This window comes from Sporocytophaga myxococcoides (genome assembly GCF_000775915.1).
GTDB classification, from domain to species: domain Bacteria; phylum Bacteroidota; class Bacteroidia; order Cytophagales; family Cytophagaceae; genus Sporocytophaga; species Sporocytophaga myxococcoides_A.
In genome coordinates this window covers 272,657-298,785 of record NZ_BBLT01000003.1, presented here as the reverse complement: position 1 = coordinate 298,785, position 26,129 = coordinate 272,657, and the positions used below count along the sequence as shown (strand labels likewise).

Annotated in this window: 31 protein-coding genes; 13 read left to right on the top strand and 18 right to left on the bottom strand. The window is 35.6% G+C overall.

The window, feature by feature from the left end:
• Window positions 1-81: 81 nt before the first annotated feature.
• The 4 genes from MYP_RS09120 to MYP_RS09105 all read right to left on the bottom strand — a co-directional run bounded on the left by MYP_RS09120 (window position 82) and on the right by MYP_RS09105 (window position 1,937).
• The gene (locus MYP_RS09120) at window positions 82-273 is read right to left on the bottom strand and encodes a hypothetical protein (RefSeq protein ID WP_045461906.1); all 192 of its coding nucleotides are present in this window, start codon (window positions 271-273) and stop codon (window positions 82-84) included.
• Window positions 274-294: 21 nt separating this feature from the next.
• Window positions 295-816: a GNAT family N-acetyltransferase gene (locus tag MYP_RS09115; protein ID WP_045461904.1), complete on the bottom strand. Its 522-nt coding sequence runs from the start codon at window positions 814-816 to the stop codon at window positions 295-297.
• 90 nt (window positions 817-906) lie between these two features.
• Complete coding sequence (locus MYP_RS09110) at window positions 907-1,407, bottom strand: hypothetical protein (protein ID WP_156140443.1); 501 nt, start codon at window positions 1,405-1,407, stop codon at window positions 907-909.
• 230 nt (window positions 1,408-1,637) lie between these two features.
• Window positions 1,638-1,937, bottom strand: coding sequence for a hypothetical protein (locus MYP_RS09105; protein WP_045461900.1), 300 nt, complete (start codon window positions 1,935-1,937; stop codon window positions 1,638-1,640).
• A gap of 317 nt (window positions 1,938-2,254) precedes the next feature.
• Here MYP_RS09105 and MYP_RS09100 point away from each other — a divergent pair, with 317 nt between their 5' ends.
• Window positions 2,255-3,181, top strand: coding sequence for a PCMD domain-containing protein (locus MYP_RS09100; RefSeq protein ID WP_045461898.1), 927 nt, complete (start codon window positions 2,255-2,257; stop codon window positions 3,179-3,181).
• An 84-nt stretch (window positions 3,182-3,265) separates the two neighbouring features.
• Here MYP_RS09100 and aspS read toward each other — a convergent pair whose 3' ends face one another.
• A complete protein-coding gene (aspS, locus tag MYP_RS09095; protein WP_045461895.1) occupies window positions 3,266-5,029 on the bottom strand; it encodes an aspartate--tRNA ligase in 1,764 nt (587 codons plus the stop codon).
• A 241-nt stretch (window positions 5,030-5,270) separates the two neighbouring features.
• On the opposite strand from aspS, the gene MYP_RS09090 reads away from it, so the two are divergent.
• Genes MYP_RS09090 through MYP_RS09080 form a run of 3 tightly spaced genes read left to right on the top strand, consistent with a single transcriptional unit; the run spans window position 5,271 to window position 7,031 of the window.
• A complete protein-coding gene (locus MYP_RS09090; RefSeq protein ID WP_045461892.1) occupies window positions 5,271-5,903 on the top strand; it encodes a hypothetical protein in 633 nt (210 codons plus the stop codon).
• Window positions 5,903-6,352 (top strand): nucleoside deaminase, encoded by a 450-nt coding sequence (locus tag MYP_RS09085; RefSeq protein ID WP_370568868.1) that lies wholly within the window; start codon window positions 5,903-5,905, stop codon window positions 6,350-6,352. The genes MYP_RS09090 and MYP_RS09085 overlap by 1 nt, the downstream gene beginning before the upstream one ends.
• Before the next feature lie 52 nt (window positions 6,353-6,404).
• A complete protein-coding gene (locus tag MYP_RS09080) occupies window positions 6,405-7,031 on the top strand; it encodes a superoxide dismutase (protein WP_045461886.1) in 627 nt (208 codons plus the stop codon).
• Between the two features lie 77 nt (window positions 7,032-7,108).
• Here the strand turns inward: MYP_RS09080 and MYP_RS09075 are convergent, their stop codons facing one another.
• Window positions 7,109-7,843: a hypothetical protein gene (locus MYP_RS09075; RefSeq protein WP_156140441.1), complete on the bottom strand. Its 735-nt coding sequence runs from the start codon at window positions 7,841-7,843 to the stop codon at window positions 7,109-7,111.
• A 530-nt stretch (window positions 7,844-8,373) separates the two neighbouring features.
• On the opposite strand from MYP_RS09075, the gene MYP_RS09070 reads away from it, so the two are divergent.
• Entirely contained in the window at window positions 8,374-8,631 is a 258-nt protein-coding gene (locus MYP_RS09070; protein ID WP_045461880.1) for a hypothetical protein, read from the top strand.
• Window positions 8,632-8,975: 344 nt separating this feature from the next.
• Here the strand turns inward: MYP_RS09070 and MYP_RS09060 are convergent, their stop codons facing one another.
• Together MYP_RS09060 and MYP_RS09055 are read right to left on the bottom strand one after the other, a co-directional pair.
• A complete protein-coding gene (locus tag MYP_RS09060; RefSeq protein WP_045461872.1) occupies window positions 8,976-11,435 on the bottom strand; it encodes a bifunctional UDP-N-acetylmuramoyl-tripeptide:D-alanyl-D-alanine ligase/alanine racemase in 2,460 nt (819 codons plus the stop codon).
• Window positions 11,436-11,438: 3 nt separating this feature from the next.
• Entirely contained in the window at window positions 11,439-12,737 is a 1,299-nt protein-coding gene (locus tag MYP_RS09055) for an MFS transporter (protein ID WP_045461869.1), read from the bottom strand.
• A gap of 30 nt (window positions 12,738-12,767) precedes the next feature.
• On the opposite strand from MYP_RS09055, the gene MYP_RS09050 reads away from it, so the two are divergent.
• Window positions 12,768-13,262, top strand: a complete 495-nt coding sequence (locus MYP_RS09050) for a regulatory protein RecX (protein ID WP_045461866.1) — start codon at window positions 12,768-12,770, stop codon at window positions 13,260-13,262.
• A 53-nt stretch (window positions 13,263-13,315) separates the two neighbouring features.
• Here the strand turns inward: MYP_RS09050 and ribH are convergent, their stop codons facing one another.
• The 3 genes from ribH to pdhA all read right to left on the bottom strand — a co-directional run bounded on the left by ribH (window position 13,316) and on the right by pdhA (window position 15,673).
• Window positions 13,316-13,792: a 6,7-dimethyl-8-ribityllumazine synthase gene (ribH, locus tag MYP_RS09045; protein WP_045461863.1), complete on the bottom strand. Its 477-nt coding sequence runs from the start codon at window positions 13,790-13,792 to the stop codon at window positions 13,316-13,318.
• Window positions 13,793-13,870: 78 nt separating this feature from the next.
• The gene (locus MYP_RS09040) at window positions 13,871-14,569 is read right to left on the bottom strand and encodes a tetratricopeptide repeat protein (protein WP_045461861.1); all 699 of its coding nucleotides are present in this window, start codon (window positions 14,567-14,569) and stop codon (window positions 13,871-13,873) included.
• Window positions 14,570-14,641: 72 nt separating this feature from the next.
• Entirely contained in the window at window positions 14,642-15,673 is a 1,032-nt protein-coding gene (gene pdhA / locus MYP_RS09035) for a pyruvate dehydrogenase (acetyl-transferring) E1 component subunit alpha (protein ID WP_045461859.1), read from the bottom strand.
• A 178-nt stretch (window positions 15,674-15,851) separates the two neighbouring features.
• On the opposite strand from pdhA, the gene recF reads away from it, so the two are divergent.
• Together recF and MYP_RS09025 are read left to right on the top strand one after the other, a co-directional pair.
• Complete coding sequence (recF, locus tag MYP_RS09030) at window positions 15,852-16,961, top strand: DNA replication/repair protein RecF (RefSeq protein ID WP_045461857.1); 1,110 nt, start codon at window positions 15,852-15,854, stop codon at window positions 16,959-16,961.
• A complete protein-coding gene (locus MYP_RS09025; protein ID WP_045461855.1) occupies window positions 16,954-17,280 on the top strand; it encodes a DUF721 domain-containing protein in 327 nt (108 codons plus the stop codon). Before recF ends, MYP_RS09025 begins: the two co-directional genes overlap by 8 nt.
• A gap of 7 nt (window positions 17,281-17,287) precedes the next feature.
• On the opposite strand, the gene MYP_RS09020 is transcribed toward MYP_RS09025, so the two are convergent.
• The 5 genes from MYP_RS09020 to MYP_RS09000 form a co-directional block, all read right to left on the bottom strand.
• On the bottom strand, window positions 17,288-17,689 hold the full coding sequence (locus MYP_RS09020) for a response regulator (protein WP_045461853.1): 402 nt from the start codon (window positions 17,687-17,689) through the stop codon (window positions 17,288-17,290).
• Window positions 17,690-17,861: 172 nt separating this feature from the next.
• Window positions 17,862-18,134 carry a DUF983 domain-containing protein gene (locus MYP_RS09015; protein WP_197060044.1) on the bottom strand — a complete coding sequence of 91 codons (273 nt, stop codon included), beginning with the start codon at window positions 18,132-18,134 and terminating at the stop codon, window positions 17,862-17,864.
• A 247-nt stretch (window positions 18,135-18,381) separates the two neighbouring features.
• Window positions 18,382-18,774: a response regulator gene (locus tag MYP_RS09010; RefSeq protein ID WP_052430052.1), complete on the bottom strand. Its 393-nt coding sequence runs from the start codon at window positions 18,772-18,774 to the stop codon at window positions 18,382-18,384.
• Window positions 18,775-18,806: 32 nt separating this feature from the next.
• Window positions 18,807-19,220 carry a response regulator gene (locus MYP_RS09005; RefSeq protein WP_051312866.1) on the bottom strand — a complete coding sequence of 138 codons (414 nt, stop codon included), beginning with the start codon at window positions 19,218-19,220 and terminating at the stop codon, window positions 18,807-18,809.
• 1 nt (window position 19,221) lies between these two features.
• Window positions 19,222-19,479, bottom strand: coding sequence for an acyl-CoA-binding protein (locus tag MYP_RS09000; protein WP_045461847.1), 258 nt, complete (start codon window positions 19,477-19,479; stop codon window positions 19,222-19,224).
• Between the two features lie 245 nt (window positions 19,480-19,724).
• Between MYP_RS09000 and MYP_RS08995 the strand changes: the two genes are divergently transcribed.
• Together MYP_RS08995 and MYP_RS08990 are read left to right on the top strand one after the other, a co-directional pair.
• The gene (locus tag MYP_RS08995) at window positions 19,725-20,927 is read left to right on the top strand and encodes a THUMP domain-containing class I SAM-dependent RNA methyltransferase (protein WP_197060043.1); all 1,203 of its coding nucleotides are present in this window, start codon (window positions 19,725-19,727) and stop codon (window positions 20,925-20,927) included.
• 29 nt (window positions 20,928-20,956) lie between these two features.
• Window positions 20,957-21,940: a diacylglycerol/lipid kinase family protein gene (locus MYP_RS08990; RefSeq protein ID WP_052430051.1), complete on the top strand. Its 984-nt coding sequence runs from the start codon at window positions 20,957-20,959 to the stop codon at window positions 21,938-21,940.
• Window positions 21,941-21,948: 8 nt separating this feature from the next.
• Here the strand turns inward: MYP_RS08990 and MYP_RS08985 are convergent, their stop codons facing one another.
• Window positions 21,949-23,124 (bottom strand): metallophosphoesterase, encoded by a 1,176-nt coding sequence (locus MYP_RS08985; protein ID WP_045461844.1) that lies wholly within the window; start codon window positions 23,122-23,124, stop codon window positions 21,949-21,951.
• Window positions 23,125-23,204: 80 nt separating this feature from the next.
• Window positions 23,205-24,728 carry an FAD-dependent oxidoreductase gene (locus tag MYP_RS08980; protein WP_045461841.1) on the bottom strand — a complete coding sequence of 508 codons (1,524 nt, stop codon included), beginning with the start codon at window positions 24,726-24,728 and terminating at the stop codon, window positions 23,205-23,207.
• Between the two features lie 85 nt (window positions 24,729-24,813).
• Between MYP_RS08980 and MYP_RS08975 the strand changes: the two genes are divergently transcribed.
• The 3 genes from MYP_RS08975 to MYP_RS08965 all read left to right on the top strand — a co-directional run bounded on the left by MYP_RS08975 (window position 24,814) and on the right by MYP_RS08965 (window position 26,009).
• Window positions 24,814-25,203 (top strand): VOC family protein, encoded by a 390-nt coding sequence (locus tag MYP_RS08975; RefSeq protein WP_045461838.1) that lies wholly within the window; start codon window positions 24,814-24,816, stop codon window positions 25,201-25,203.
• Between the two features lie 77 nt (window positions 25,204-25,280).
• Window positions 25,281-25,613 (top strand): DUF427 domain-containing protein, encoded by a 333-nt coding sequence (locus MYP_RS08970; RefSeq protein ID WP_045461835.1) that lies wholly within the window; start codon window positions 25,281-25,283, stop codon window positions 25,611-25,613.
• Between the two features lie 141 nt (window positions 25,614-25,754).
• A complete protein-coding gene (locus MYP_RS08965) occupies window positions 25,755-26,009 on the top strand; it encodes a hypothetical protein (protein WP_045462515.1) in 255 nt (84 codons plus the stop codon).
• Window positions 26,010-26,129 lie beyond the last annotated feature (120 nt).

Here is a 26,129-nt window from a genome sequence, read left to right as displayed (position 1 = left end):
ACTTTAAGTATTTACAAAAAAAGATTTATAAAAATAATTACTTATTCCTCCAAAATATTTTACAATGATTCGTCCCTAAAATCAATTCAGCTTTGCAATAACTTTTCTTATATAAAACATATTTGCCCAGAATATCCCCAAGGCAAGTAAAAAGCCACATACAGCCTTTGTTGTAGAAGAACTCAATAATAAAGATGTTACGGGAGAGATAAGCAACATATCTCCGATAAGGACTATGGGGATAAGAAAGAATATCCTATTGGATTTGTTCATACAATGATCTGTTTTTAAAAACTACTCAGTGAAAACACCAGGATACTGTACCATTCCTGCTGCATCATTTAAGGCATTTTCTTTTAATTGCAATGCCATAAATACTTCATTCGGCACATCAAATGGACATTTAATATTCCATCTTGAAGCATCCACAAAACCAAATTTTTTATAGTACTTCGGATGTCCTAAAACTATAACGGATTCAAAATCTAATTCTTTTGCTTTTTCCAGACCATATTTCATAAGCCTTGACCCGATGCCATGGTTCTGCACTTTGGGGAGCACTGAAAGCGGAGCCAATGCGAGTGATTCTTTAGTTATATTCCCCTCAATTTTCACTTTGGTAAAGAGAATATGACCAACTATTTGATTGTCTGATTCAGCAATAAGTGATAATTGAGGAACAAAAGCCTCTGTGTACCTGAGCTTATGCACAAGTATATGTTCTTTTTGATTAGAAAATTCAGCATTGAGAAAAGCTTCCTGAATAAGATTTTCAGTAACTGAATAATCATCTTTAACTTCTTGTCTGATATTCATACATACAGAGGCATATCATTTCAGCAAACAAGCTACAAAAAAAGCACGAAAATTTCGTGCTTCATTCCATAATGATAAAGTCTGCAGAGATTATTTTACAGCTTCAATATACATCAAGTCATTTTCTGTATCACAGATTACAATAGCTTCCATATGACCATTGGATATGATCTGATAATAACCATCAGAGTGAAAAACATTATAATCCCTTCCTGAGCCATATTCCAGGGCTTTGGTACGAATGTCTTCATTGAGGCTTCGTTCCGGGTTGAAAATGATGGGTCTTCCATCAAGAAACTTGCTTTTCTCAATTTTAGTAAGTTGCTTTAATGACGCCCTGCTGATCGGTAAATTATTCTGAAGCCTGAAGCCATTATTAGGTATTTTCACAATAGCTATCATGTGCCTTACTTTTTCTGTCGTCTTATACTCCTGATAGAATTGATAAACAACATCGTACTTCTCATTAAAATTGAACGCTTGTAATATCTTGTTATCAGGTCTTTTCAACTTTGTAATGCCCTCATTTTTAAATGAACATCCAGTGAGAAGTATTAGAAATAAATAACTAATTACAAAAATTAACCTCATATTAAACACCATAACCAAATCCATACTAAAAATGGCTGCCGATTCCTGCGTACACAATTACACCATGCATACTACATTCATGAGCCAGTTAACGCTGATTAAAATAATAATTCTGCCTCGCAGAGCAAGTTTAAACGGTATAGCTCAACCTAAGTTTCACTTAAGATTGTATATACAGATTAAAAGACGTACAACAAATTGAGGCAGTACATATTCAATTGATTATTAGTCTATTTTAATTCTAGCAGTTTCTTATAAACCGTGTTGGCTATTTCATTCTGTCTGGAATAAAACTCATTAATTTCCAGTTTGCAAAACTCTTCCACACATTGAACATAAAGATCTGCAACAGCTTCACTTTCTGTCTTTGTAAAATTCATCAAATCAAATATTGCAACATATAGGTCTGTATAATAATAGCCGGAGGTAAAACCAGCCTCTTGCATACAAGCAAGTAATTTATTTGCTCTTAAGTCCGCTTTTATTAAAAATAGTATAAGATTTTCAGAGTCAGAAATCAATGTATCCATAGCTGTTGTAAAAAATACTGATACAAATCTAAAAAAATATTTGAGACAACAAAGTTTTAAAATTTAATTTTCAACTAATTAATTCTTTTTTTACAAGGGCACCCAAAACAAGAGGACGTTAATCGTGAGAAAATCTCATTTATACAGGAGAACTTTCTCGCAATTAACCATAAATTCTAATCAAGAAAATAAAATATAGCAATCTGAACACAAGTTGATTACCTTCATGTCGGGCTGAAGCCCTTGCCCCTCCTTATAAATTTCCAAGTATCCCATTCATTTTTTTGTATATTAGCAAGAACAAAAATTAATAATCTATGAAATATATCTACGCATTAATTATTCTATTTACATCGACAAGCATATTTGCTCAACAACAGTTCTTAAACAGTGATTTTGAAAATTGGACGCATTATACTCTGAACCCTCCATATACATCTTATGACCAAGTTAATAACTGGGCTTCAGGAAACGACCTTTTGACTTTCGCTCCTGCTGTTCAGGCTCCTACAGAAAAAACAACAGATGCTCAGAGCGGGACTTATGCCGTTAAATTAACTTCAAGAAGTGCTAATACCTTGTTTGCACCAGGCAACTTATTCCTTGGTACCTTTCAACTGGATCTCATGAATATCCCAGGCAGCGCTAAATTTGGAAAACCATATACAGACAAACCATCTGGTTTTAATTTATATTACAAATATAGTCCTGTAAATGACGACTCTTGTTCTATAGAGCTTTATCTGTTCAAATGGAATTCTGTAAGTAACCAAAGAGATACCATTGGATCTGGCTATTTTAAGACAAACCAAACAACTAGTGACTATACCTTACTTTCGGTACCGGTAACATATACATCTGAAGTAACCCCTGACTCTGCTACAATGATATTCTCATCAAGTGCGGGATATAAACAACTTAAAGGCCAGGCTGGAAGCACCTTATACATTGACAATCTATCACTTGATTTTATAACCCTTTCGACAACAAGTCCACTGGCAAATACAGGAGCAACTTTATTTCCAAACCCGGCAAAAGATATGATTCAGTTAAACAATGCTCCTTTCACATCTGGCACAATGTATTTCTATAACAGTCAGGGGGCAATAGTTTCAACCAAAGTTTGGAACAGTGCATCCTCCTCCTCAATTAGCATCTCTGACCTTGCTCCAGGATATTATACCTGCAAAATTGTAAGTGAGGAACAAAAATCATTTTCAACAAAGCTTATTATTACTCAGTAAATAAAAGAGGTTTAAATATGCCTATAAACAAAGAACTCCGGCAAGCCGGAGTTCTTTGTTTATCACATATAATAGCACAAAAAACTATTTCTTCAGATCTTCAGCTTTTACTCCAATGTGCAACTCATTTAACTGGGCATCACTGATAGGAGATGGAGAATCGATCATTACATCTCTTCCTGCATTATTTTTTGGAAATGCAATAAAGTCTCTGATAGAATCTACACCACCAAACAAAGAACATAATCTGTCGAAGCCAAATGCAATACCACCGTGAGGAGGAGCTCCGTATTCAAATGCGTCCATCAGGAAACCAAACTGAGCTTTTGCTTCCTCAGCAGAAAATCCAAGGATCTCAAACATCTTTGCCTGAAGATCTTTATTGTAAATTCTGATAGACCCTCCGCCAACTTCAACTCCATTGATAACCATATCATAAGCATTTGCACGTACCTTGCCAAGATCTGACTCCAGCAATCCGATATCCTCAGGTTTTGGTGACGTGAACGGATGGTGCATTGCAAACCATCTCTTCTCTTCTTCTCCAAATTCAAGTAATGGGAAGTCTATTACCCAATGGCAAGAATAAGTATTTTTATCTCTCAGGCCAAGTCTCTTGCCCATTTCCAGTCTAAGCTCACTTAATGCAGATCTTGTTTGTTTTGCGTCACCTGATAATATCAAAAGGAGGTCACCCTTTTGAGCATTTAATTTCTCCGCCAAGACTTTAAGATCTGCTTCCCCATAAAATTTATCTACTGACGATTTTATAGTTCCGTCCTGATTAAGTTTCACATATACTAAGCCCTTAGAGCCGATCTGAGGTCTCTTTACAAATTCTGTTATTTCATCCAGTTCTTTTCTGGTATATTCTGAACAACCCTTTGCTGCAATTCCTACGATAAGTTCAGCCTGGTCGAATACATTAAAACCCTTGCCTTTTGCTACGTCTGTAAGTTCAACAAACTTCATTTCAAAACGTGTATCAGGCTTGTCATTTCCATAGTATTTCATAGCATCCGCATATGTCATTCTTGGAAATGGAGGTAAATCGATGCCTTTAACTGTCTTAAACAAATGTCTGATCATTCCTTCAAATGTATTCAGAATATCTTCCTGAGTGATGAAAGACATTTCACAATCTATCTGGGTAAATTCCGGCTGACGGTCAGCTCTTAAATCTTCATCTCTGAAACATTTCACAATCTGATAATATCTGTCAAACCCCGAAACCATCAATAATTGCTTGAAAGTTTGTGGGGACTGAGGCAGTGCATAAAACTCACCAGCATGCACTCTTGAAGGTACTACAAAATCCCTTGCTCCTTCCGGAGTCGACTTGATAAGTACGGGAGTTTCAACTTCAAGGAAATTAAGACTGTCCAGGTATTTTCTTGCTTCAATCGCAATTCTGTGTCTTAGTTCAAGATTTTTTCTGACGATATTCCTTCTAAGATCCAGATAGCGATATTTCATTCTTAGATCCTCGCCCCCATCAGTTTCGTCCTCAATAAGAAAAGGAGGTAATTTCGCAGGGTTTAAGATATTAAGATCAGAAACTTTTATTTCAATATCTCCAGTAGGCATTTTGTCATTTTTAGCAACACGCTCTACTATTATTCCTTTAGCTTCCACAACAAACTCTCGCCCCAGATTCCTTGCAGCCTCTACAACATTTTTATCAGATTTACCTTCTTCGAGTATCAACTGTGTAATACCATAACGATCTCTAAGATCAATCCAGATCATTCCACCCTTGTCTCTGATTTTTGCAACCCAACCGGTAAGGGTAACCTCTTTTCCCACATCCGATATTCTTAACTCTCCGCAAGTATGAGTTCTAAGCATAAGAAATATATTTTTTATTAAGCTGCGAATTTAAAAATTAGTTTGTTCCTTTTTAAAGGTGCAGGTCATTATTTTCAGTAAAGGAGTTAAAATAGACCTCCTTGACATTTCACATTACACCCTCCAATCCAATTTCTCAGAAAATTATTTTTGTGATAAAATCATTATCACATAGAAAAGTAAACTAATCAGGCAAAAATTACCGTTAATTTTTAACTTGCACCAAGTTTGTATAACCCATATGAAAATCTTCTCATTTCTATTAATTGCTCTGGTTGCCGGATTTACCGGAAAAGAACAGAAATTGGTTCAGACCAAGCTGGTTGATGGTATCTCTATCGGCCTTCCTAAGGACTTTTATGTAATGACTGACGATGATATTGCTACCAAATATCCTTCGACCAAAAAACCGCTTGCGATGTATACCAACATAGACAGATTGGTAGATTTTGGCCTTAATGTAACCAAATCGAGGATTCCGGGGACTGATCTTTCTGTGATTAAAGATTTTTATAAAGCTACCATACTTCAGACATATGACAAGGTGACTTTTATACAAGATACAATACTTCCTGTCAATGGCAAACGATTAATAGCATTTGAATTTGTTTCAGTATCCGAAGGCACTAAAAAATATTCTTTCATACAATATGCCCTTGTAAATGGGTTTATTTACATATTCAACTATACTGCGCCTGAAAACCTCAGAGCACAATGGCAGCCTATAGTAAGAGAGTCTATGAATACTATTCACATAGAGCCTAAAAAGCTTTATGATGTAGAGCCAGCAAATCCTAAAGAACCTGTTTTAAGGGGAAAGGATGCTAAAGAAGTGCTTAAAGATCAAAACGCAAGAAAGAAAAAAACAAAATAGTGGAGCTTTCGGTTTATAGTGACGCCCATTTTATGAAAGAAGCCTATAAGGAGGCTTTACTCGCTTTTGAAGATAATGAAGTACCAGTGGGCGCGGTAGTAGTCTGCAAAAATAAAATCATTGCTCGTGCTCACAACCAGACAGAAAGACTCAGCGATGTAACTGCACATGCAGAAATGATTGCGATTACTTCAGCTCAAAATTTTCTTGGAAGCAAATATTTAAATGAATGCGAGCTTTATGTAACACTTGAACCTTGTGTTATGTGTGCAGGAGCACTATATTGGAGTCAGATGAAGAAAGTTATAATTGGAGCATCAGATCCAAAACAAGGCTTTTTAAAAACCGGGATAAACCTGCTTCACCCTAAAACTGAGCTGGTAAAAGGTATTATGGAAAAAGAATGCAGCGGACTGCTTGTTGAATTTTTCAATAAGCTCAGAAATTAAATTAAATTTGAATTAACTTAATCAATTAAATAACCTTAATAAAATAATTAATATGGCATTTGAACTTCCGGCTTTACCATATGCACCAGAGGCATTGGAGCCACATATTGACAAAGCTACTATGGAAATCCACCATGGAAAGCATCATCAGGCTTATGTTACAAACCTTAATAAAGCTATTGAGGGTACTGAGCTGGCAACTAAATCTTTGGAAGAAATTCTGAAAAATATCAGCAAAGCAGCTCCAGCAGTTAGAAACAATGGGGGAGGACACTATAACCACTCTTTATTCTGGAAACTTCTTTCTCCGAAAAGTACAGGCAAACCTTCCGGTGAACTGGCAGCTGCAATTGATAAAAAATTCGGTTCTTTTGATAAATTTAAAGAGGAATTTAACAATGCAGGAGCTACAAGATTTGGTTCAGGATGGGCTTGGCTTATCGTTACTGATGGAGGTGAGCTAAAAGTAACTTCTACTCCAAACCAGGATAATCCTTTAATGGATGTTGCTGAAGTAAAGGGATTCCCTTTATTAGGACTTGATGTTTGGGAACATGCCTATTATTTAAAATACCAAAACAGAAGACCTGATTATATCGGAGCTTTCTGGAATGTGGTAAACTGGGATGAAGTAGCTAAAAGATTCAGCGAAGTTTCTAAGCAGGTAGCTGTGAAATAATTAATATATGATCAAAAAAAAAACAGAGGCTTACCGCCTCTGTTTTTTTGATAAATAACCCTGAGATTCAACCTCTATCACTTCGCTTCCTTCATCTCAATTAGCTCAGAATTATTTATCTCATCTAAATTGTCAAACTCCCCGTCATAATAAACTTTAGCCTCCCCGTCTTTCTTCTTCTTCACTTCCATGGCTTCAGTTTCCGTCTCATAGAAATAATCAAACTTGCTGTTGTCTTTCTTCCTTTCATAGTTATACCCTTCCAAATCATCAGCATATTTGACTTTTTTCTCATCCTTCCCTGACTCTTCAGATTTAAACCTTAGATTCTTATCTTTATACTTAACCCGTTTGTTATCTTTATGAGTTTCAGACTCATACTCCAGCTTTCCTCCATTCCATTTAACATGATCATCTTCAGACGCTTTGAAGCTATAAGCATCTTCATCTTTAAGGTAATCCGGTTCAACTATCTGGGATGACTCGTTTTGTAAATACTGTTTATTTTTCAACGAATCTTCGAAAACACATTCGTTAAGCGAAGAAACTACCGTAGTATCACCGCCATATACATAAGCGTATGTCTCCGCATAAGGGTCGACATCACTTTCAGTTCTTACCTGATCAATTGCTCTTGAATAAGCATGATCACTCTCAAGGTAGTCCGCTTCACCTTTTTGCCGAAATTTGCCTCCGGAATTTTCAACCCCTTCAATATCGGCCCTTTTCACCATTCCTTCCGGACAATCCTGAGCGTAAGAAATTGACAGAAATCCCAAGGAAACTGCACAAACCAACAATTTTTTCATCATTTCTATCTTTTATCTCTATCTAATTAAAGAAACGGAACGGAGCCAAATATGGTTCATTCTTTCATATTATATTACATTCCTCAAATGATTTAAAACACTCAAATTTAAGCATTTTTAAAACTTAAAGAGCCAATTTAAAGACTTTGCCTGAGTGAATATTACATAAAAATATCACCTCGAAAAAAAATGGCTATCAGGGAACCGGAACAAAATGGGAGGTCAAATGTTCTAGATGCATCTGCTTTAATTCATTTATTTACAGTTTCAAATTTGCCGGGAAGTTTTAGGGATCTTCCCGGCTTTATTTTTACTCAATGTTAAATTTTTGTTAAGAAATTCTGAAGCGTGTTAGTTTTCCGAATATTTTTAATCAAAGCTGTGGATAATTTTGGCTGAAAAAATTCTCCGAATGCAGAATGTGGACAATTAAGTGGATAAACAACCGCCAAAAAACATGTAACAAGTAATACTCACTTTTAACCATTTTGTAGCATAAAATCTTATACTTTTAAGAAAAATTATGCTGCTTTATGGAATTAAAAGCTACCCTTAAAGAATTGATGGATACTGCAGGAAGCAAGGCTTCTGTTGATGTGGTCCTGAAAAACGGCAACATACTCTTGCGAAATTTCCACATTGTGGAGTTTGATGAAATTAAAAGTTTAATAAAAGGAATAACGATGCAGGAACAATATACTTCCTTAAAAGAAAAACGGAACCCTGTCTATTGCTTTTTCAGAATTAATGAAATTAAAGAAATTGAAATAGCAGAACTAGTGCGAGTTTAATACTTCTTGAATCTTTCCAAAATTATATTACCTCCTCCATTGAGTACCATAAATTGATATGATCTCCTGGGAAAAGCTGTAATATTCATTGAAATAGAATTACAACCCTCTTTCAATTCTTTCCAGAAAGAGGATCTGGTTTCTCCGATAATATTTACAATTCTAAAGTTTACCATACGAACTTCAGAGACTTGAAATTCTATTTCAATTAAGTGATTCCCAAAAATACTTTTACTTAATATCAACTCTGATCCTTTTACTTCCCTAGAAAGATATTTTATGTTAGTAAATATGATCAGAAATCATTACCTCATTATTCGAGTACCATTAAGATTGAATAATTTCTATTCAGAATAAAAAACACGTTTTACCCGCTGCCCTACACTGGTTAATATTTCATAAGGAATCGTCCCTATACCTTGGGAAAGATCATTTAAAGATGGTTTTTTACCAAAAACCACCACTTCATCTCCTTCTCGCGCATTGGTGTCTGTAATATCTATCATACACATATCCATACAGACATTCCCAATTACAGGACATAGTTTATCCTGAACTAGCACCTTTCCTTTTCCGTTGCTAAAGCGCCTGTCATATCCATCCGCATAGCCAATTGCTATTGTACCTATACGAAGATCTCTTTCTGCACGGCCTTTACGACCATATCCAACAGTTTCCCCTTTTTTGACTTCTTTTATCTGGGAAATAATGGTTTTCAGTGTACCGACTGGCTGTAATTGGTCTTGAAACAATCCTCCCGCTTCAATTCCATAAAGTCCTATGCCTAACCTAACCATATCCAATTGAGCTTCAGGGAAACGTATGATACCAGCACTGTTCAAAGCATGTCTCAAAAAATCATAGCCTAACTCTTTCTTCAAATGTTCAGTAAAAGCTTTAAATTTTCTGATCTGAGATTGAGTAAACTCATCGTGAACTCCTTCATCTGCCCCTGCAAGATGGGTAAAAACACTTGCTATTCTCACATTTGTCGTATTCTTCAGCAATAAGACAAGATCCTTAAGGTCCTTTTCTTCAAATCCTAGCCTTCGCATTCCCGTATCCAGTTTCAAATGTATTTTTGCTGCAATATCATTGGCTTTAATAAAGTCAAGATATTCTCTGAGGATCTTGAAGCTATATATCTCCGGTTCAAGGTTGTATTGAAATAATTTATCAAAAGTACTTAGAGAGGGATTCATTACCATTACAGGTAAACTTACTCCATGTTCCCTCAATGCTACTCCTTCATCAGCATAGGCAACCGCCAGATAATCCACTCTGTGAAACTGCAATAGATTGGCTACTTCATAGCTACCACTACCATATGCAAAGGCTTTAACCATTACCATAATCTTGGTACCATGGCTCAATCTTGATCTGTAGAAATTCAAATTAGAACTCAAACTGTCCAGGTTGACCTCAAATACAGTACCGTGAACCTTTTGCTGAAGTTTTTTAACGATCTCCTCAAACTTGAAAACCCTTGCTCCTTTTACAAGAACTATTTCTTCACTGAAATCAGCAGATTGCATATCAGAAAGGAAAGAAGCCGTATCCAAGTAAAAAGAGGATTTAATTCTTATAAGATCTGCATTTCTGCTGAATGTTGGCCCAATACCTATCAACTTCTTAACTCCCTTACTTAATAACAAATCGCCGATTGCTGCATATAAATTTCTTTCATCACGACCAGTTTCCAGCAAATCAGAAAGTATGACTGTCTTTTCTTCTTTCTGCTTCTGCTGATCTAGAAAATTTAAAGCAATGGTTAATCCGGCAAGGTCATTATTGTAAGTATCATCTATAACATAACAACCATTAATTCCCTCCTTGAGCTCTAAACGCATCTCAACTTTCTGAAGCGCATTAAGCCTTGATTGAATCTCTTCTGGTTTCACGTCCAGATAAAGTAATACAAGGATACAATGCATTAAATTTTCGAATGAAGCCTCATCGGAAAATGGAAGGACCAGATTTAGGAAAAGTTTATCATAAACTGCCTTAATCCTCATATTGCTACCGTCAGCTACAAGATCTTTGATTACAAAATCACCAGTGCGTTTATTTGACCAGGTAATATTTTTAACCTCTGGCAATTCTGTCTTTATAAGATTGGCAATATCCTTATGATCCGCACAAGAAAATATTACCTTTGAATGTTTAAACAAGCTCAGTTTTTCCCTAATCTTCTCTTCTCTCGAAGAAAAACCTTCGTCGTGGGCCGGACCAATATTTGTAAAAATCCCCAAGGTTGGTTTAATAACAGGTTCAAGACGTCCCATTTCTCCAGGACGAGAAATTCCCGCCTCAAATATTCCAAACTGGTGCTGTTCATTTATCTCCCATACAGACAAAGGCACGCCTACTTGTGAATTATAACTTTTAGGACTTTTTACAACATTGTAATCCTTGCTTAAAAGCTGAGTAAGCCATTCCTTAACAATTGTTTTTCCATTACTACCTGTAATTCCAATAACAGGCAATGTAAACTCATTTCTATGAAATTCAACTATCTGCTGCAATGCACTTACTGCATTATCCACTAGTATAATATTACAGCCCTGAAAAAGAGTTAAGTCTTGAGGAACTTTTTCAATAATAAAATTTCTAATTCCCTTGTGGTATAATTCCCCCAAAAATTTATGTCCATCGTGATGAACACCTTGAATAGCAAAAAATAAGGAGGAAGAAGGAATACTAACCTTTCTACTGTCCAGAAGGAGGTAGTCAATAATAGAATTTTCAGAGTGGCAAATTAATGAACCTGCCACTACATCCAGAATTTGATTGATTTTGAGCATATCTTAATGAGACAAAGTCCCAACTTCCGAAATTCGTTCCGTCAATCTCAAAATTCTTTTATATAGGAAAATTAAAACAATGCCAGCAACCATTGTAAAAACACCTAGGATTAAGTAGGCATAAACTACATTCGACCCTTTTGAGAAAAAGGGGAATATAAAGGTGATGATAAAAACCATCCTGAATATGGTACTGATCACATTAAACATACTATTCACTCTTCCTGTCAGTTCATTTGGAATTAAATTGAACAAATAAGAGACCCTGAATATTCGTGAACCTGCGTTTGTAAATCCTGTAACCATAGAAATGCCCAAAAACACTAATACACTTTGTGTATAGGAACAAACAAAAAATGCAACTGCAGTCAGAAAGGTTAAGATTATTATAGATCTGGGAATAGGCATTCTGCTCAACAGAGTATTAATAATGATACCTGAAACAAGGGAACCTGAGGCATACAGTAATTCGGAAAGACCAAGAATATCACCTCCTTGCTGCAAATGATGACTGATATAAAGCGGCCTAAGGCTGAATATTTCAACAAGAGTAACTATAAATATAGAATAAGAACACATCCCAAATAATAAAACCAATTTATTACTTACAAGATAATCATATCCGGATTTTAATTTCTCTTTCAAGTCCCCTTCTTCCAGATGAGTTATATCTCTGGAAGGATTATGCTTGATAAAGAGAATCATAATAAAAGAAACCATATAAGTAAGACCATCCATCAGAAAAATTTCGTGGAGCTCCCATTTCTCAATGTGTATTGGAATTTCCAGGTTCAGGAATGGAATAGTCTGCACAGTATCAATACCTTCAAGTAATAAGGCTCCCAATGCTGCTGCACCTATGGAAGTAGATTGTCCTACAATTTCAATATACGATGTAACTTTTGTATAATCCTTGGGATCCGTTATTTCCTGAGCAAACGCATATAAATTGGGGTAGTGAATATGATACCCGAAAAAAGTAATGGTAAATACGAGCATGATTAAGGCTCCGGGCAAAATACCTTCCTTAAAGCCCAAAGAGGCAACAGAAAGAATAATTAAACCTTCAATGAAGTTTGTGCCAAGGAAAACGTCTTTCCTGTTAAATCCATCAACCAAAGCTCCTGCATATAATCCCCAGAATAATGACCCCAATGTTACGGCAGCGAAAAATGCAATAAACAAGGATGACTGATTTTGCTGAGTAAAATACCAGGGAATAGAGAGCATGGATATACCCTGTGCGAACCCTGAGATTCCATTGGAAATAAAGAGTAGGGTTAAAGCTTTCTTATTTTTCAATTTTTTAACTTAATTCGTAAAATTAGAAAAATGGGTATCACAAAAAAAGAAAAAGAGTTCGGTCTTAACGAAATATTTCAGAAAGTTTCTTCTTTTTGTGCCTACCGGGAAAGATCCAAACAGGAAGTTCTTGACAAATTATACGGGTTAGGTGTTTCTCCGGATATAGCGAATATAATAATTTTAAGATTAATCGAAGAAAACTTCCTTAGCGAAGAGCGATATATTCGCAGCTTTACAGGAGGAAAATTTCGACTAAAAAATTGGGGGCGAAACAAAATTAAGTTTACGCTTTCAGGAAAAGGTATTTCAGAATCAGAAATTGAAAAAGCCTTAGACGAACAGATAGATGAAGCTACCTACAGAAAAACCTTAAAAAAACTTCTGGAAAAAAAATTTATGTCGACAAATGAGCCTGATTTTTTTAAAAAACAACAAAAAGTGGCTCGGTATGGAGTTTCTAAAGGATATGAAGGCGAATTGGTTTGGGAAATGGTGCGTGAAATAGCCTCTGAAATTCTTTGACTATTATATTCCTGAGTCTTCCTTGAAATTTGAAAAACCCAGGAATAATTTAATTAAAATCCCAACATTTTAATTGCAGTTATCGCCGCTTCGTCCCCTTTATTTCCATGCTTTCCTCCTGCCCTGTCCAATGCTTGCTGCTGATTGTTGGTTGTGAGCACTCCAAAGATTGCAGGCTTATTGTATTTCAAACTCACTTCTGTTATTCCATAAGCTACTGCATCACAGATAAAGTCAAAATGCCTTGTATCTCCCTGAATAACACATCCTAATACAATCACTGCGTCAATCTCTTCATGCTGGGCCATCCATTGGGCACCCAGACTAAGTTCAAAAGACCCTGGAACCAGCTTTTTAATTATATTCTCCCTTTTTGCTCCATGCTTCAGCAAAGTGTCTAAAGCACCTGCATAAAGCGACTCTGTAACTTCCGAATTCCATTCTGCCACTACCACTCCAAATTTTTTACCTGAAATGTCTGTAATATTCTTTCCTGTATGACTGCTAAGATTTTTAAGTGAAGTTGCCATATTTCAAATGATGTTTTTTAAATTAAAAAGGGATAAGACGAATGTCCTATCCCTTTAATACTTTTATTATTGAATAAATTATTTTGCAAGTTCCAGATCTTGTTCAAAATATTTCTTAGCATCCATTACCTCAGAAGATTTAGGAAAATCCTTTATAATCTTCTCATATTGTTTAGCTGCATCTTCGAATTTTTTTGAAACTTCATATGCCAAAGCCAATTTCATTAGATATGAAGGAGTGTACTGCTCATTCGGCTTATAATCTGAAGCTTTTTTATAGTAAGTAACAGCATTATCGAAATCTTTAAGTTCCATGTAAGCATCACCGATAAGGCTGTATGCTCTTGCCTGAACCAATAAATCATTCGCATTGAATTCTTTCAGATAAGAAATTGCATCCTCAAACTTACCCTTTTTCAAATAAGCAACACCTACATAGAAATTAGCAAGATCTCCGGCATTAGTTCCGCTGAATTCATCAGCTACATCAAGAAGACCCGGGGCATTTGGACCCGAACCTTTAAGAGCTCTGTCAAGAGAATCTTCTTCAAAAGCAAGAACGGAAACGAACATAGCATTTTGCGCTTCTTTATTCTCACTGCTTTTCTGATGATTGTAAAAGAAATATCCGGCACCTGCAAGTATAGCTGCACCAACTATCCCGAATAAAACGGTTTTGTATTTATTTAGAAAATCTTCAGTCTGACCAAACTTGTTTGATACCAATTCCGGATTTTCTGCTACCGGCTCACCTTTGCTTTCCTTTAACTTTGCCATTATTTATATATTAGGCTGCAAATTTACTGTAAAATATTTGTAATGAGGAAGTTTTTTGACCCTTTTCTTAAATTATTCAATTATGAATGGATAATTAGGCTCCACGTAAACATCTTTAAATGCCTCGTCCTCAGAAGGGAACGGTGACTCTTCTGCAAATTTTACGCTTTCTTCAACGATTTCTTTGATTTTTTTATCGATTGCCTCAAGCTCCTGCTCTGTAGCATATTTGTTTTCAAGTATGGTAGCCCTTACCTGCTCAATTGGATCTTTTGCCTTGTATTCTTCAAGTTCTTCCTTGGTTCTGTATTTAGCAGGATCTGACATAGAGTGACCTTTGTAACGGTAAGTTCTGAACTCAAGCAAAGTCGGGCCTTCGCCATTTCTTGCTCTTTCCGCAGCTCTCTCAACAGCAAGGTGTACTTCTTCCACACTCATTGCATCTACCGGCTCAGATGGAATATCATAAGATTCGCCAAGTTTGTATAGTTCCGTTACATTACTGGTTCTTTGTACAGAAGTACCCATTGCGTAACCATTGTTTTCAATAACAAAGATTACAGGTATTTTCCAGGTCATTGCCATGTTTAAGGTTTCATGGAATGCTCCTTGTCTGACAGCTCCATCCCCCATATAACACATACAAAGGTTCTTGGTTCCTTTATACATTTCCGCAAATGCAATGCCTGCTCCCAGTGGAATCTGACCTCCAACTATACCATGACCACCTGCAAAATTTCTTTCTTTATCAAAAATATGCATTGAACCACCTTTTCCTTTTGAACAGCCTGTTACTTTTCCGTATAACTCTGCCATTACTGCGTTTGGTGATGTGCCAAGCGCTAAAGGTATACCGTGATCACGGTATGCTGTAATCCAGTGGTCATCTTTTGTAAGGGCAGTAACCGCACCAAGAGCACAAGCCTCCTGACCTATATATAAGTGGCAAAATCCTTTTATCTTTTGCTGTCCATATAACTGACCTGATTTTTCTTCAAATTTTCTAAGAAGTACCATCTTCTCATACCAGAACAGGTATGTTTCCTTTGAAAATTTTGAAGAGGCGTTTACTTTTGCTTTTGACTGTTCTTTAACACTTGCCATAAATCGTTATAGTTCTAAACGTTCGGATATGCGAAATTAATAAAAACATTCAATTTTCAATAAATAAAATTTACAGGTTGATTATCAAAATTCTACAATTGCATTTCACAAATAACAATCTAAAAACCAGTTTTTTTAACGCATATTGTTTTGACAAAAAAGGAATAACGAAAGTTTCATGAGGATTAAAAATCTAAACTTGTTGAATTTCAAGAATTACGAAGAGGAATCTCTGGAATTTTCTGATGGTGTAAATATCCTGACGGGAAATAACGGATCAGGAAAAACTAATTTACTCGATGCCATTCATTTTCTCAGCATGAGTAAAAGTGCATTTCATAGCTCAGATAATCAGTCACTCAAAAGGGGAGAAAGTTTTTTTTCCGTTTTCGGAACTTTTAATAAAAACAATACCGATTACCTTATTTCAACTTTATTTCAGGCAGGAAAGAAAATATTTCAGGCAGATAAAAAAAATTATGATAAAATCACGGACCACATAGGTCGGTTTCCCCTGATACTTGTAACACCCTATGATACTGACCTGATCAGGGAAGGTAGTGAAGAAAGGAGAAAATTTTTTGATAGTCTTTTTTCTCAAATCGATAAAAATTACCTTCTTTCTTTAATAAGATACAACCATTTCCTCAAACAAAGGAATAGCCTTTTAAAACAATTTGCTGAAAAAAGGTATACAGATTTTGATTTGCTCGAATCTTATGATGAACCTATTCTGGAAGAAGGATTTAAAATTTTCTCTTGGAGAAAAAACTTGATTAAAGAGTTCCTTCCTTTGTTCAACAACACTTATGATCTTCTCACTCACCGAAAAGAGAATGTCTCGCTAACACATCAATCAGATGTGGCGGATCCTGAATTTAAAATCACCTACAAAAATGCCATCCAAAAAGATCTGATTCTGGAAAGAACCACTAAAGGCATTCATAAAGATGATTATCAGTTTCTTATTGAAGGGCAGTCAATCAAATCTACTGGATCCCAGGGTCAACAGAAATCTTATGTACTTGCGTTAAAACTAGCCTCTTACCATCTGTTGTCAAAATACTCCCATACCAAACCATTACTTTTATTAGACGATATTTTTGACAAACTGGACGAAGAGAGGATTATCAGTCTTCTCAAAATGATCGATGGGGACGATTTCGGCCAGATTCTAATTACAGAAGCAAAACTGGAAAGAAGTATGGAATACTTTAAAAACATAAAGAAACAAATCCGTATATTTAACATCTCCAAAGGAAAAATTCTTTCTATTCAGAATGTATAAGAAGCCTGAAAAAATAAAAACTCCTACATCAAGAAACTCTGATGTTGCATCTTTAAAAGACTGCATCGATGATCTTATTAATGTATACAAGCTTCGAGGCAGACTGAGTGAAGCAGAAATTACCGGCAATTGGGAGAAAATCATGGGTAAAACTATCTCCAGCCGAACAGAAGAAATTTATTTTAAAGACAAAAAGTTATTTATAAAAATTAACAGTGCCCCACTGAAAAATGAACTTTCCTTTTCTAAAAATAAAATTATAGAAAAGATCAACGAAGCTGTAAAATCAGACGTTGTTTCTGAAATAATATTTTTATGAATTATTATTAAATAGTCGATACTACTTCAAGTAATTTTTCCTCAGTAAGGGGTTTAGTCAAAAAACCGCTTATCCCCAGCTCTTTCATTCTGGCTTCTTCTTTTGGATTAGCAGTAGCAGTAAGTACGACTACTTTCATTCTGTCCTGAGTACTGATATTCATAGCCTTCAGAGATTCCAGAAATTCAATTCCTGTCATTTCGGGCATATTATTATCCAATAAGATTAGTTCCGGAAAGTATATATCATCAAAAGTACAACAGTGCTTGGCAAGGTAAAGAAGAGCCTCTTCTCCATTGGTTGATTTTTTAACTTTATTTGAAAATTCAAGCTTTTTAATCACTCTTTCGGACAAATAATTAGAGATTTCATCATCATCCACCAATAAAACACAATTCACCTTTTCCATGTAAATTCCCTATTTCTGATAAATTTAAATTTACTTCAGAACATAGCCCATTAAAAATTGGTTTGCTCCTCCATCATTTTTCTGTACCGATGTTGAAAATGCCTGCAGCAACTTCTGAAAAGTTGTAAATGAATCAAATGTCGAAAATTGACCTTATTAAAAACTAATCCAACTATTGATTTTTACCCGCATTGGGATCATATCGAATAAATAAATAAATATATAACACCCTCGCATATCTGAAAACCAGTGGCCATAATAAAATAAGAATTAAGGTATTAACAACCAGAAATGAGTACTCAGGTAGTTTAAGTATAAATTCAGTTAGAATAAAATTAAAGCCGCAAATTGCCACGCATAAACCATAACTCATATACATAGCTCCATAATAAAATCCAGGTTCTGGCTCTGCAGGTTGCCCACAAACCGCACAATTCTTATTCATTTCAGCCATTTTTTTTAACTTATAAGGGTTAGGATCGACAAAAAGATCTCCCTTATGGCACTTGGGGCATTTACATCTAATAATGGACAATAAAACTGACATAGGCTTATATTTTGCATGCAATAATATAAAATGAAATGGCCCTTAAAAAGTGAATGAAATAAATTGCACTAAAATGAAGAATTTATAGCTAGAATATTAAAGCGAAAACTAATCCTGTCGGACAATTCCGACAAGATTAGTTTTTTTATCTGGCAATTAAATCTTTCTTAAGAATTTTGAGCAACTTCTCTTCTGTAAATGGTTTTATCATTATATCCTCAAAGCCAAGACGAGAAATTGAAGATTCCTGACCTGGACTAATGACGCTCGTGAGCAGCACCACCTTAATGTTCTTTTCCAAAACCATCTTCTTAAAATTCTTAAGAAAATCGATCCCATTCATTTCAGGCATATTAACATCCAGGATGATTAGTTCCGGAGTACGATTGATTTGCTCTGTTAAAAAAGTCAAAGCTTCCTCGCCATTCCGTACAGTTTTAACTTCCCTGGCGATATTGGATCTTCTTAAAGTTCTTTCTGTAATAAAGTTGTTGACAAAATCATCATCAACAAGCAGAATTGTGTTAAAGTAGGGCATCTTAGTTCTAGGTCAATTTCTAAAAAAATAACCTAGTTTGTACTAAAAAGTTTTAACACATTCATTAATTTTTCTTCAGTTAAAGGCTTGATGATAAAATCGTTAAACCCTATATTCTTCAATACTTCCAAGTCCTTAGGACTGAATGAAGAGGTATAAATTATAATCCTGGTTTTTTTCTTATCGAGATTTAGTCTTTGAAATGTTTCAATAAATTCGAAACCGTCCATTACAGGCATATTTATATCAAGGAATATAACTTCAGGGAAATCATCGCCTGCAGATTTCAAATATTTAAGAGCTTCATCTCCATTTCTGCAAAATGTAAGATTTTCACAAAGGTCAAGCTTCGTTAGAAGATGGTCTGCAATAAAATTGCTTACATAATCATCATCTACCAGTAGAACATTTTTGAATTTTACCATTGAATCAATTAATGAATCCATTTTACTTTCCTGAAAGATCTTTTACTAATGCAATATACTTTTGCTTTGCCTCGTCCGTACTCATACCCTTAAGATCGCTCCAGGTATTGTATTTGGCAATGCCAGCCAAATCAAAAAAATTGGTTGGTTTCTCTATATTTACATCTCCTTCAGTCGCCTGTTTGAATAACCCATAAAGCTTTAACAGGTTCTCATTAGACTGAGCAGGAAGCAATCGTGATTGCTTAACTGCCTCTTCAAATTCTACTTTTATATCCATGACTTAAAAAAATTTTATTTCTTAATTCAAAAATCATTCTCAAAATATCCGTCTCCATTAATTATGCATTAACTGATTTATGCTTTAATAGTTATCATTTAAGGAAAAAAAATATCAAAATCTTTACAAATAAATTTTCTCGTTTTATACCAAATCATTAATGGAATAATATCTATCTTATAAATTTCTTATCTAAAATTCCCTCTGTTAAAATTATTCCCTCTATTTTTGAATAAAAAACTTAAGTGAAAGGAACTGAAAATATTTTCCAGCAGGAGTCTACCATTCTTGTCACCTGTCCCAAAAGAATAGGTAAATATCTGGCCGAGGAAATAATCGCAGCTGGCTATCCAATTGAGAGTGAGATGCAAACCGGCATTTCAACTAGGGGAACTTTGATAGATTGCATACGCTTGAATCTTGTGTTAAGAACTGCGCATAAGGTGCTGTTTCATTTAAAAACATTCCGTTGCACTCATCCCGATCAGCTTTATTCTTCGACAAAAGACTTTGCCTGGGAAAAGTATTTTTCTACAGAAAGCTATTTTACCATAGTTGCAAATGTTGAGAACGAGACCATCACTGATTCCCGTTTCGGTTCTTATAAAGTTAAAGATGCAATTGCAGACAGGTTTACTTCTCTGTTTAAAAAACGTCCGGATTCGGGACCTGAGAAAAATAAAATAGTGATATATCTGCACTGGAAAAATGATGAAGCTTCTCTATACATAGATACAAGCGGGGAAACCATTGCCAAACATGGGTATAGAAAAAAACCTTTTAAAGCCCCTGTACAGGAAAGTCTTGCCTCTGCATTGATTTACGCCAGCAGGTGGGATAGAAAGTCTACATTTATCAATCCTATGTGCGGAAGCGGTACGCTGGCTATACAAGCCTGCCTAACTGCCTTAAACAGATATCCAGGTCTTTTCAGAAGCAATTATTGTTTCATGCACCTGAATGCTTTTGAAATGTCGTATTATGACAAAGCCAAAGAAGAAATAAAATCTGCAGTACTCAGGAAAATGCCAGCACGTGTTATTGCAACAGACCTTGATCCTCTTGCAATAGAGGCTGCGCAAAATAATGCTGCTACCGCTGGCGTCGATCATCTGATTGAATTTCGTGTATGTGATTTCAGAGAAACCGAAGTGCCTGAAGATGCAGGTGTGATAATGATAAATCCTGAATATGGAGAAAGATTGGGGGTAGACAAAGATCTTGAAGAAATTTACACCGCAATCGGTGACTTTTTTAAGAAAAAATGCACAGGCTACCTTGGATATGTTTTTACAGGGAACCTTGAACTTGCCAAAAGGATAGGTCTTAAAACAAAACGCCGTATTGAATTTTACAATGGCACCATCGATGCCAGATTACTTGAATATGAACTATATAGCGGAAGTAAAAAAATTAACCCGCAACAATCGGACGCTCCGACAAGTTAGTTTTTTAATTCAGCAACTGTAAGGTTGAGATGCTTGAGGATGTCGCATTTTCTGATAAATTATTGACATCTATTGTTCTTACTACATCATCCTGCAATGCTGAAAAGGAGAAACTGCGTATGGAGCATAGCAACTTGCTGTTTGTAATTAATCCTCATGCTGGAGGTAAAAATAAGCTTGAAATAACTTCAGAAATAAAGCAATGCTGTACTGGAAAATCATTATTTCCTTATCTGTATGAAACAACTGGAATTAATGATAAAGAAGAGATTCTGAAGCGGATGGATCATCTAAAACCTGAAGCTATAATTGCTGTAGGCGGAGATGGCACAGTAAATCTTGTCGGAGACTTACTGCTCAATTCAGAGACTGCATTAGGCATTATTCCGGCCGGCTCTGCTAACGGATTAGCGAAAGACCTGAATATCCCTGTAAATTTTGAGGAAGCCCTGGATATTGTTCAGGATTTTTACACCACAAAAATTGATACTTTAAAAATCAATGGTAAAAACTGCTTTCATCTGAGCGACCTGGGGTTTAATGCAAGAGTGGTACACCGATTTGCAGAAAGCAGTTTTAGGGGAAAAATCAGCTATTTCTGGTATGCACTGAAAGAGTTTTTCTCCTATAAATTCTTTGCATATAAGATAAACTCCTCTGAACTGAAAAAAGAGGGCAAAGCATTTATGATGGTACTAACCAATGCCAATAAATTCGGTACAAATATTACAATTAATCCTATTGGCATTATCAATGATGGCTATTTTGAAATAAGTATTATCAAGCCATTTCCCAAAATTTTCGCCCCTTTGATTCTGTTCCGACTGATCAGTAATACAATATCTAAGTCAAAATACTTTATCGTACTAAGGTTGAAGAAAGCAACAATCAGCAACTCCTGGAAAGAATTCTTTCATATAGACGGGGAACCTGTCACTGAAAGAAGCGAAAAGCTGGAAGTTGAAATTATACCTAAAAGTCTAAAGGTCATCCTTCCTGAAACCAGACAATGATTCAATTGTTAGAACATTTTTTTTCTGAATACCAGAAGTCCATCTTCTTTTTTCTTATGCGGTTCAAAAACTTCTAGCCATGTTTCGTTCTCATAAAATGAAAGTTTGAAGAAACCTTTGTGTGCATGAGTAAAAATGGCATGGGAAGCTTTTTGCACATGATTCACCTTACTTCCTGCCCCGCTCACAATAAAGTGCTGATTGTTTTTATAAATATACTGCAGATTATGATCATGACCTGCTGCATAAATAAGGTTGTCGTATTTCTTAAAAATGTCAATCAATCTCCTCCTTAATCTTTTATAAAGAGGGTGTGACATATCTTCTTTAGATCCGATATACCTTCGGTAAATAGGATATAAAGATCCTGCAACAGGCAATGGCAAATACAATTTCTTATTGGCATCTGTAAGAGGAAAAAGATGCTGCTTCATAGAAAATCGGCCTCCATGCACTGCAAAGCTATAAAGCGGATGATGCCCCAATACAACAATTCTTTTCGAACTATTCCTGGCAAGAAGGTCCTCCAGAAGAAGAAAAAATTCATGCTCATTATCTACAAGACAACCTTCCCTTTTCCCAAGAGGTTTATGCCCTCCATGGACCCACCATTGGGTATTTAGAACTATGAATGTTAGTTTATCATTAACCGAAATTTCATATGGACCAGGACATCCATTTCGTGGCAAATAAACTTCTTTGCTGCTAAAAAAACTTTCAACATATTCTTGTTGCCTCATCATTGTTTGAAAGCCGCCTTTCCTGCCTTTCTTCCAGTCATGATTCCCGGAAACAAATACTTTTAGACCCTTGTGATGCTCTACCACATGTAATTGTGCAAGTAATCTTTTTTCTGCAAGCGGAAAGTCTTTATCATTGCTCTCAGGCAAACCTGTTGGATATATATTATCCCCCAGAAAAAAAACACCTGCAGCATCCCCAGCCTCCTTCAATTTTCTTTCCAACAAAGCTAGGGTTGGATCAGGATGTAAAACGGAAGGAGCTCCAGCATCACCAATCAGGAACAATGAATAAAATGGAGGGGCAGAGCTTTCAGGAAAATTTTTCGTCCAGCCATGATGCTTTAATTGGATATGTGGCCGCTTTCTATGTTCTATTGTGAGTAGATAAACCAAAACGGAGGAAAAAATAATAAGGCTTAATATAACAATTATCCAGGTCATGTTGAATTAATAAAAACCATAAATAAATATCAGGGAAAAGAATACAAAGCATGCACCTATTCCCTGACTACCCCACCACATTATTTCTTGTCTTCTGCAACCACTACAATCTCCTTTTTCTCTAAAGGATCTACGGCCGGACCATATACGACTGACCCATCTATGGAAAACCTGCTACCATGACAAGGGCAATCCCAGGTTTGTTCTGCATTGTTGTAGTGTACATTACATTTCAAATGAGTACATACAGGAGAAACCGCATAAACTTCACCATTTGCATCTTTAGCCACAGCAACTTTCTCCCCATTCAGATTCAATATTTTGCCTTCTCCTGGCTCAAGATGATCGGGAGACTGTTCAGAAACATTTCCGAACTTATCAGCAACTAATGAACGGACATTATCTATATTCTCCTTAAAAAAATCAGCCATAGAAGCAGCAATAGTGATTCTTGTAGAATCATAAGCATCATAATACCTATTTGTTTTGCCCTGAATCAGATCACTTATTATCAAAGCTGCCAGCGGACCATACACTAAACCATCTCCGGCAAATCCTGTAGCTACGTACAGTTTTTTTGAAAATGGACTTTCACCAATAAAAGGAAGTCCATCGGCAGATTCAAAAAATTCAGCAGACCACTTAAAATCTACTGATTTAACATTAAACTTTTTACGAGCATAAGATTCCAGCTCTGTAAACCTCTTTGATGTTTCCTCTACATGACCTACCTTATGATCTGCTCCGCCTACTATCAGATATTTCCTGCCATTGAATTCAGTACTTCTGATATAATGATATGGCTCATCCATATCCCAATATAAATTTCCAGGAGTATCTCCTTCTATTGTAGCAGCTATCACATAGCTCATATAAGGGAAAGCAAGCGTTTGAAGTACATTAAAAAATAAAGGAATATGAGTAGCCATTACAACTTTTAAAGCTCTGATAATTTTACCATTGGCCGACACTGTAAAGATTCCTCTATCTTCTCTGATATCTGTTACCCTCGTATTTTCAAAGATTTCACATTTACTGTTCACGAGATGTTCAGCAAGACCATTAATAAATGACTGGGCATTAAAAACTGCCTGGTTACCAAACTTCAGAGCTTTAGTAACTGAAAAAGGCAAATCTATGTTATCTGTAAGCTCTACAGGTAGATCAACGTAACCCGCATATCTATATTCCGCCTCCAGATCAGCAATTTGTTCAGGCCTATCAGCATACTGATATCCGGTAACCCTTTTAAAGTCACAATTAATATTTTTACTTTTAATTAGTTGCTCAATAAAATCTATCCCTTCAGCCCGACTTCTTGCAACCAACTCTGTAATTTTTTCCCCAAAATCTTTGTATATTTTTCTATACTGGGCATCGATTTGAGTTGTAAGGTGACAACTGGACATCCCGGTAGTTCCGTTACCTATGTGACTTGCCTCAGCAAGTACAGAATGTATTCCGGCATCATTCAGAAGCGTTGCTATTGTTAGCCCAGTAATTCCTCCTCCAATGATTAACACTTCTGTCTCAATATCCCTTTCAAGGGGTTTAAAAACCGGACATTTGCCACTTTCTTCTTTCCAGATTGAGTCTGTATTCATATAATCCCTTCTTTCTATTCTAATATACTTTTAAACCAATCTTTACTACCAATTAGTTTATATTATTGAACACAATGCTGACCAAATGAAACTTAATCAGATAAAAGAGACATGTCTTTATGTAAATGATCTGGAAAAATCCAAAGCATTTTATAATGGTTTACTGGGACTTCCGATAATTGGATATCACAAAGACAGGCACCTGTTCTTGCGTGCAGGAAACTCTGTACTACTTTGCTTTCTTCCAGAAAGTACCAAACACGAAAAAGAGTTGCCACCACATTATGCCTATGGCAAAATTCATGTTGCTTTTGAAGTCCCTGAAGGAGATTATGAACCATGGAAAAAGATGATGCTTGAAAAAGGTATTAATATCATTTATGAAAAGGAATGGAATCATCATCTAAAATCCTTTTATTTTGAAGATCCGGACGGAAATGTGCTTGAAATTATTCCACCAGGCCTATGGCACTAAAACCTTATTAAGGTTATATGTTTTAAACAAAAAAAACAGTTGCTGGTTGAAATTATATACAAGCACAATTTTAATCAATGAAAGCAATCTGGAATGGAAAAATCATCGCCAAATCTGATGATGTAGAAGAACTGGATGGAACATACTATTTTCCTATTGACTCTGTTAAGAAATGTTATTTTATTGAGAGTAGTAAAAAAAGTGTTTGTCCTTACAAGGGCAAAGCACATTACTTTCATATACATGTAGATGGAAAAACTAATGAAGATGCAGCCTGGTATTATCCGGAACCTAATGAGTTTTCTTATATGTTGAAAAACAAAATTGCATTTTGGAAAGGAGTCAAAATCAAAGAATCCGACCACAAGATAAATCTGGAGCTTTTAAACGTGCTTAACAGTTTTTTTTAATTGTTATAACACTGAAAGTCAATTTGATTTAATGGTATTTTTGCAAGTTTTTTTCGATTTAGCCACTTTTTACTTAACATAAAATTTTATTAATGGCCTCTAATGGATAATTTAGCGACAGTTTATCTTTATTCATTAGACATGAGAATAATTGCAGAGATACCACACCACGATTTCAGAATTACTATTTTCGGATGGAATAACAAATATCTCATCAAATTTGAAAAGGGGTCTTATGAACAAACTTACAAAGTAAGTGAAATGGATGTTGCCGGTGATGAAGAGATTAAAAAGCTTTTGGAAGACAAGGGATTTGTAGATAGCGTAATTTCCCGATTCCTTGAAATGAACAAATCTCTTAATGCTGCATTAAACAGACTTGACGGGCAACATTAATTTCAAGTCTTAGTTTAAATATTACCTACAGCCTGCTCTGCTCATAGTAATGCTAGCGATATCTGAAAAACATAAATGGTTCTTTAAATTAAAGGAAGAATCATTTATCATTTTTAAAAA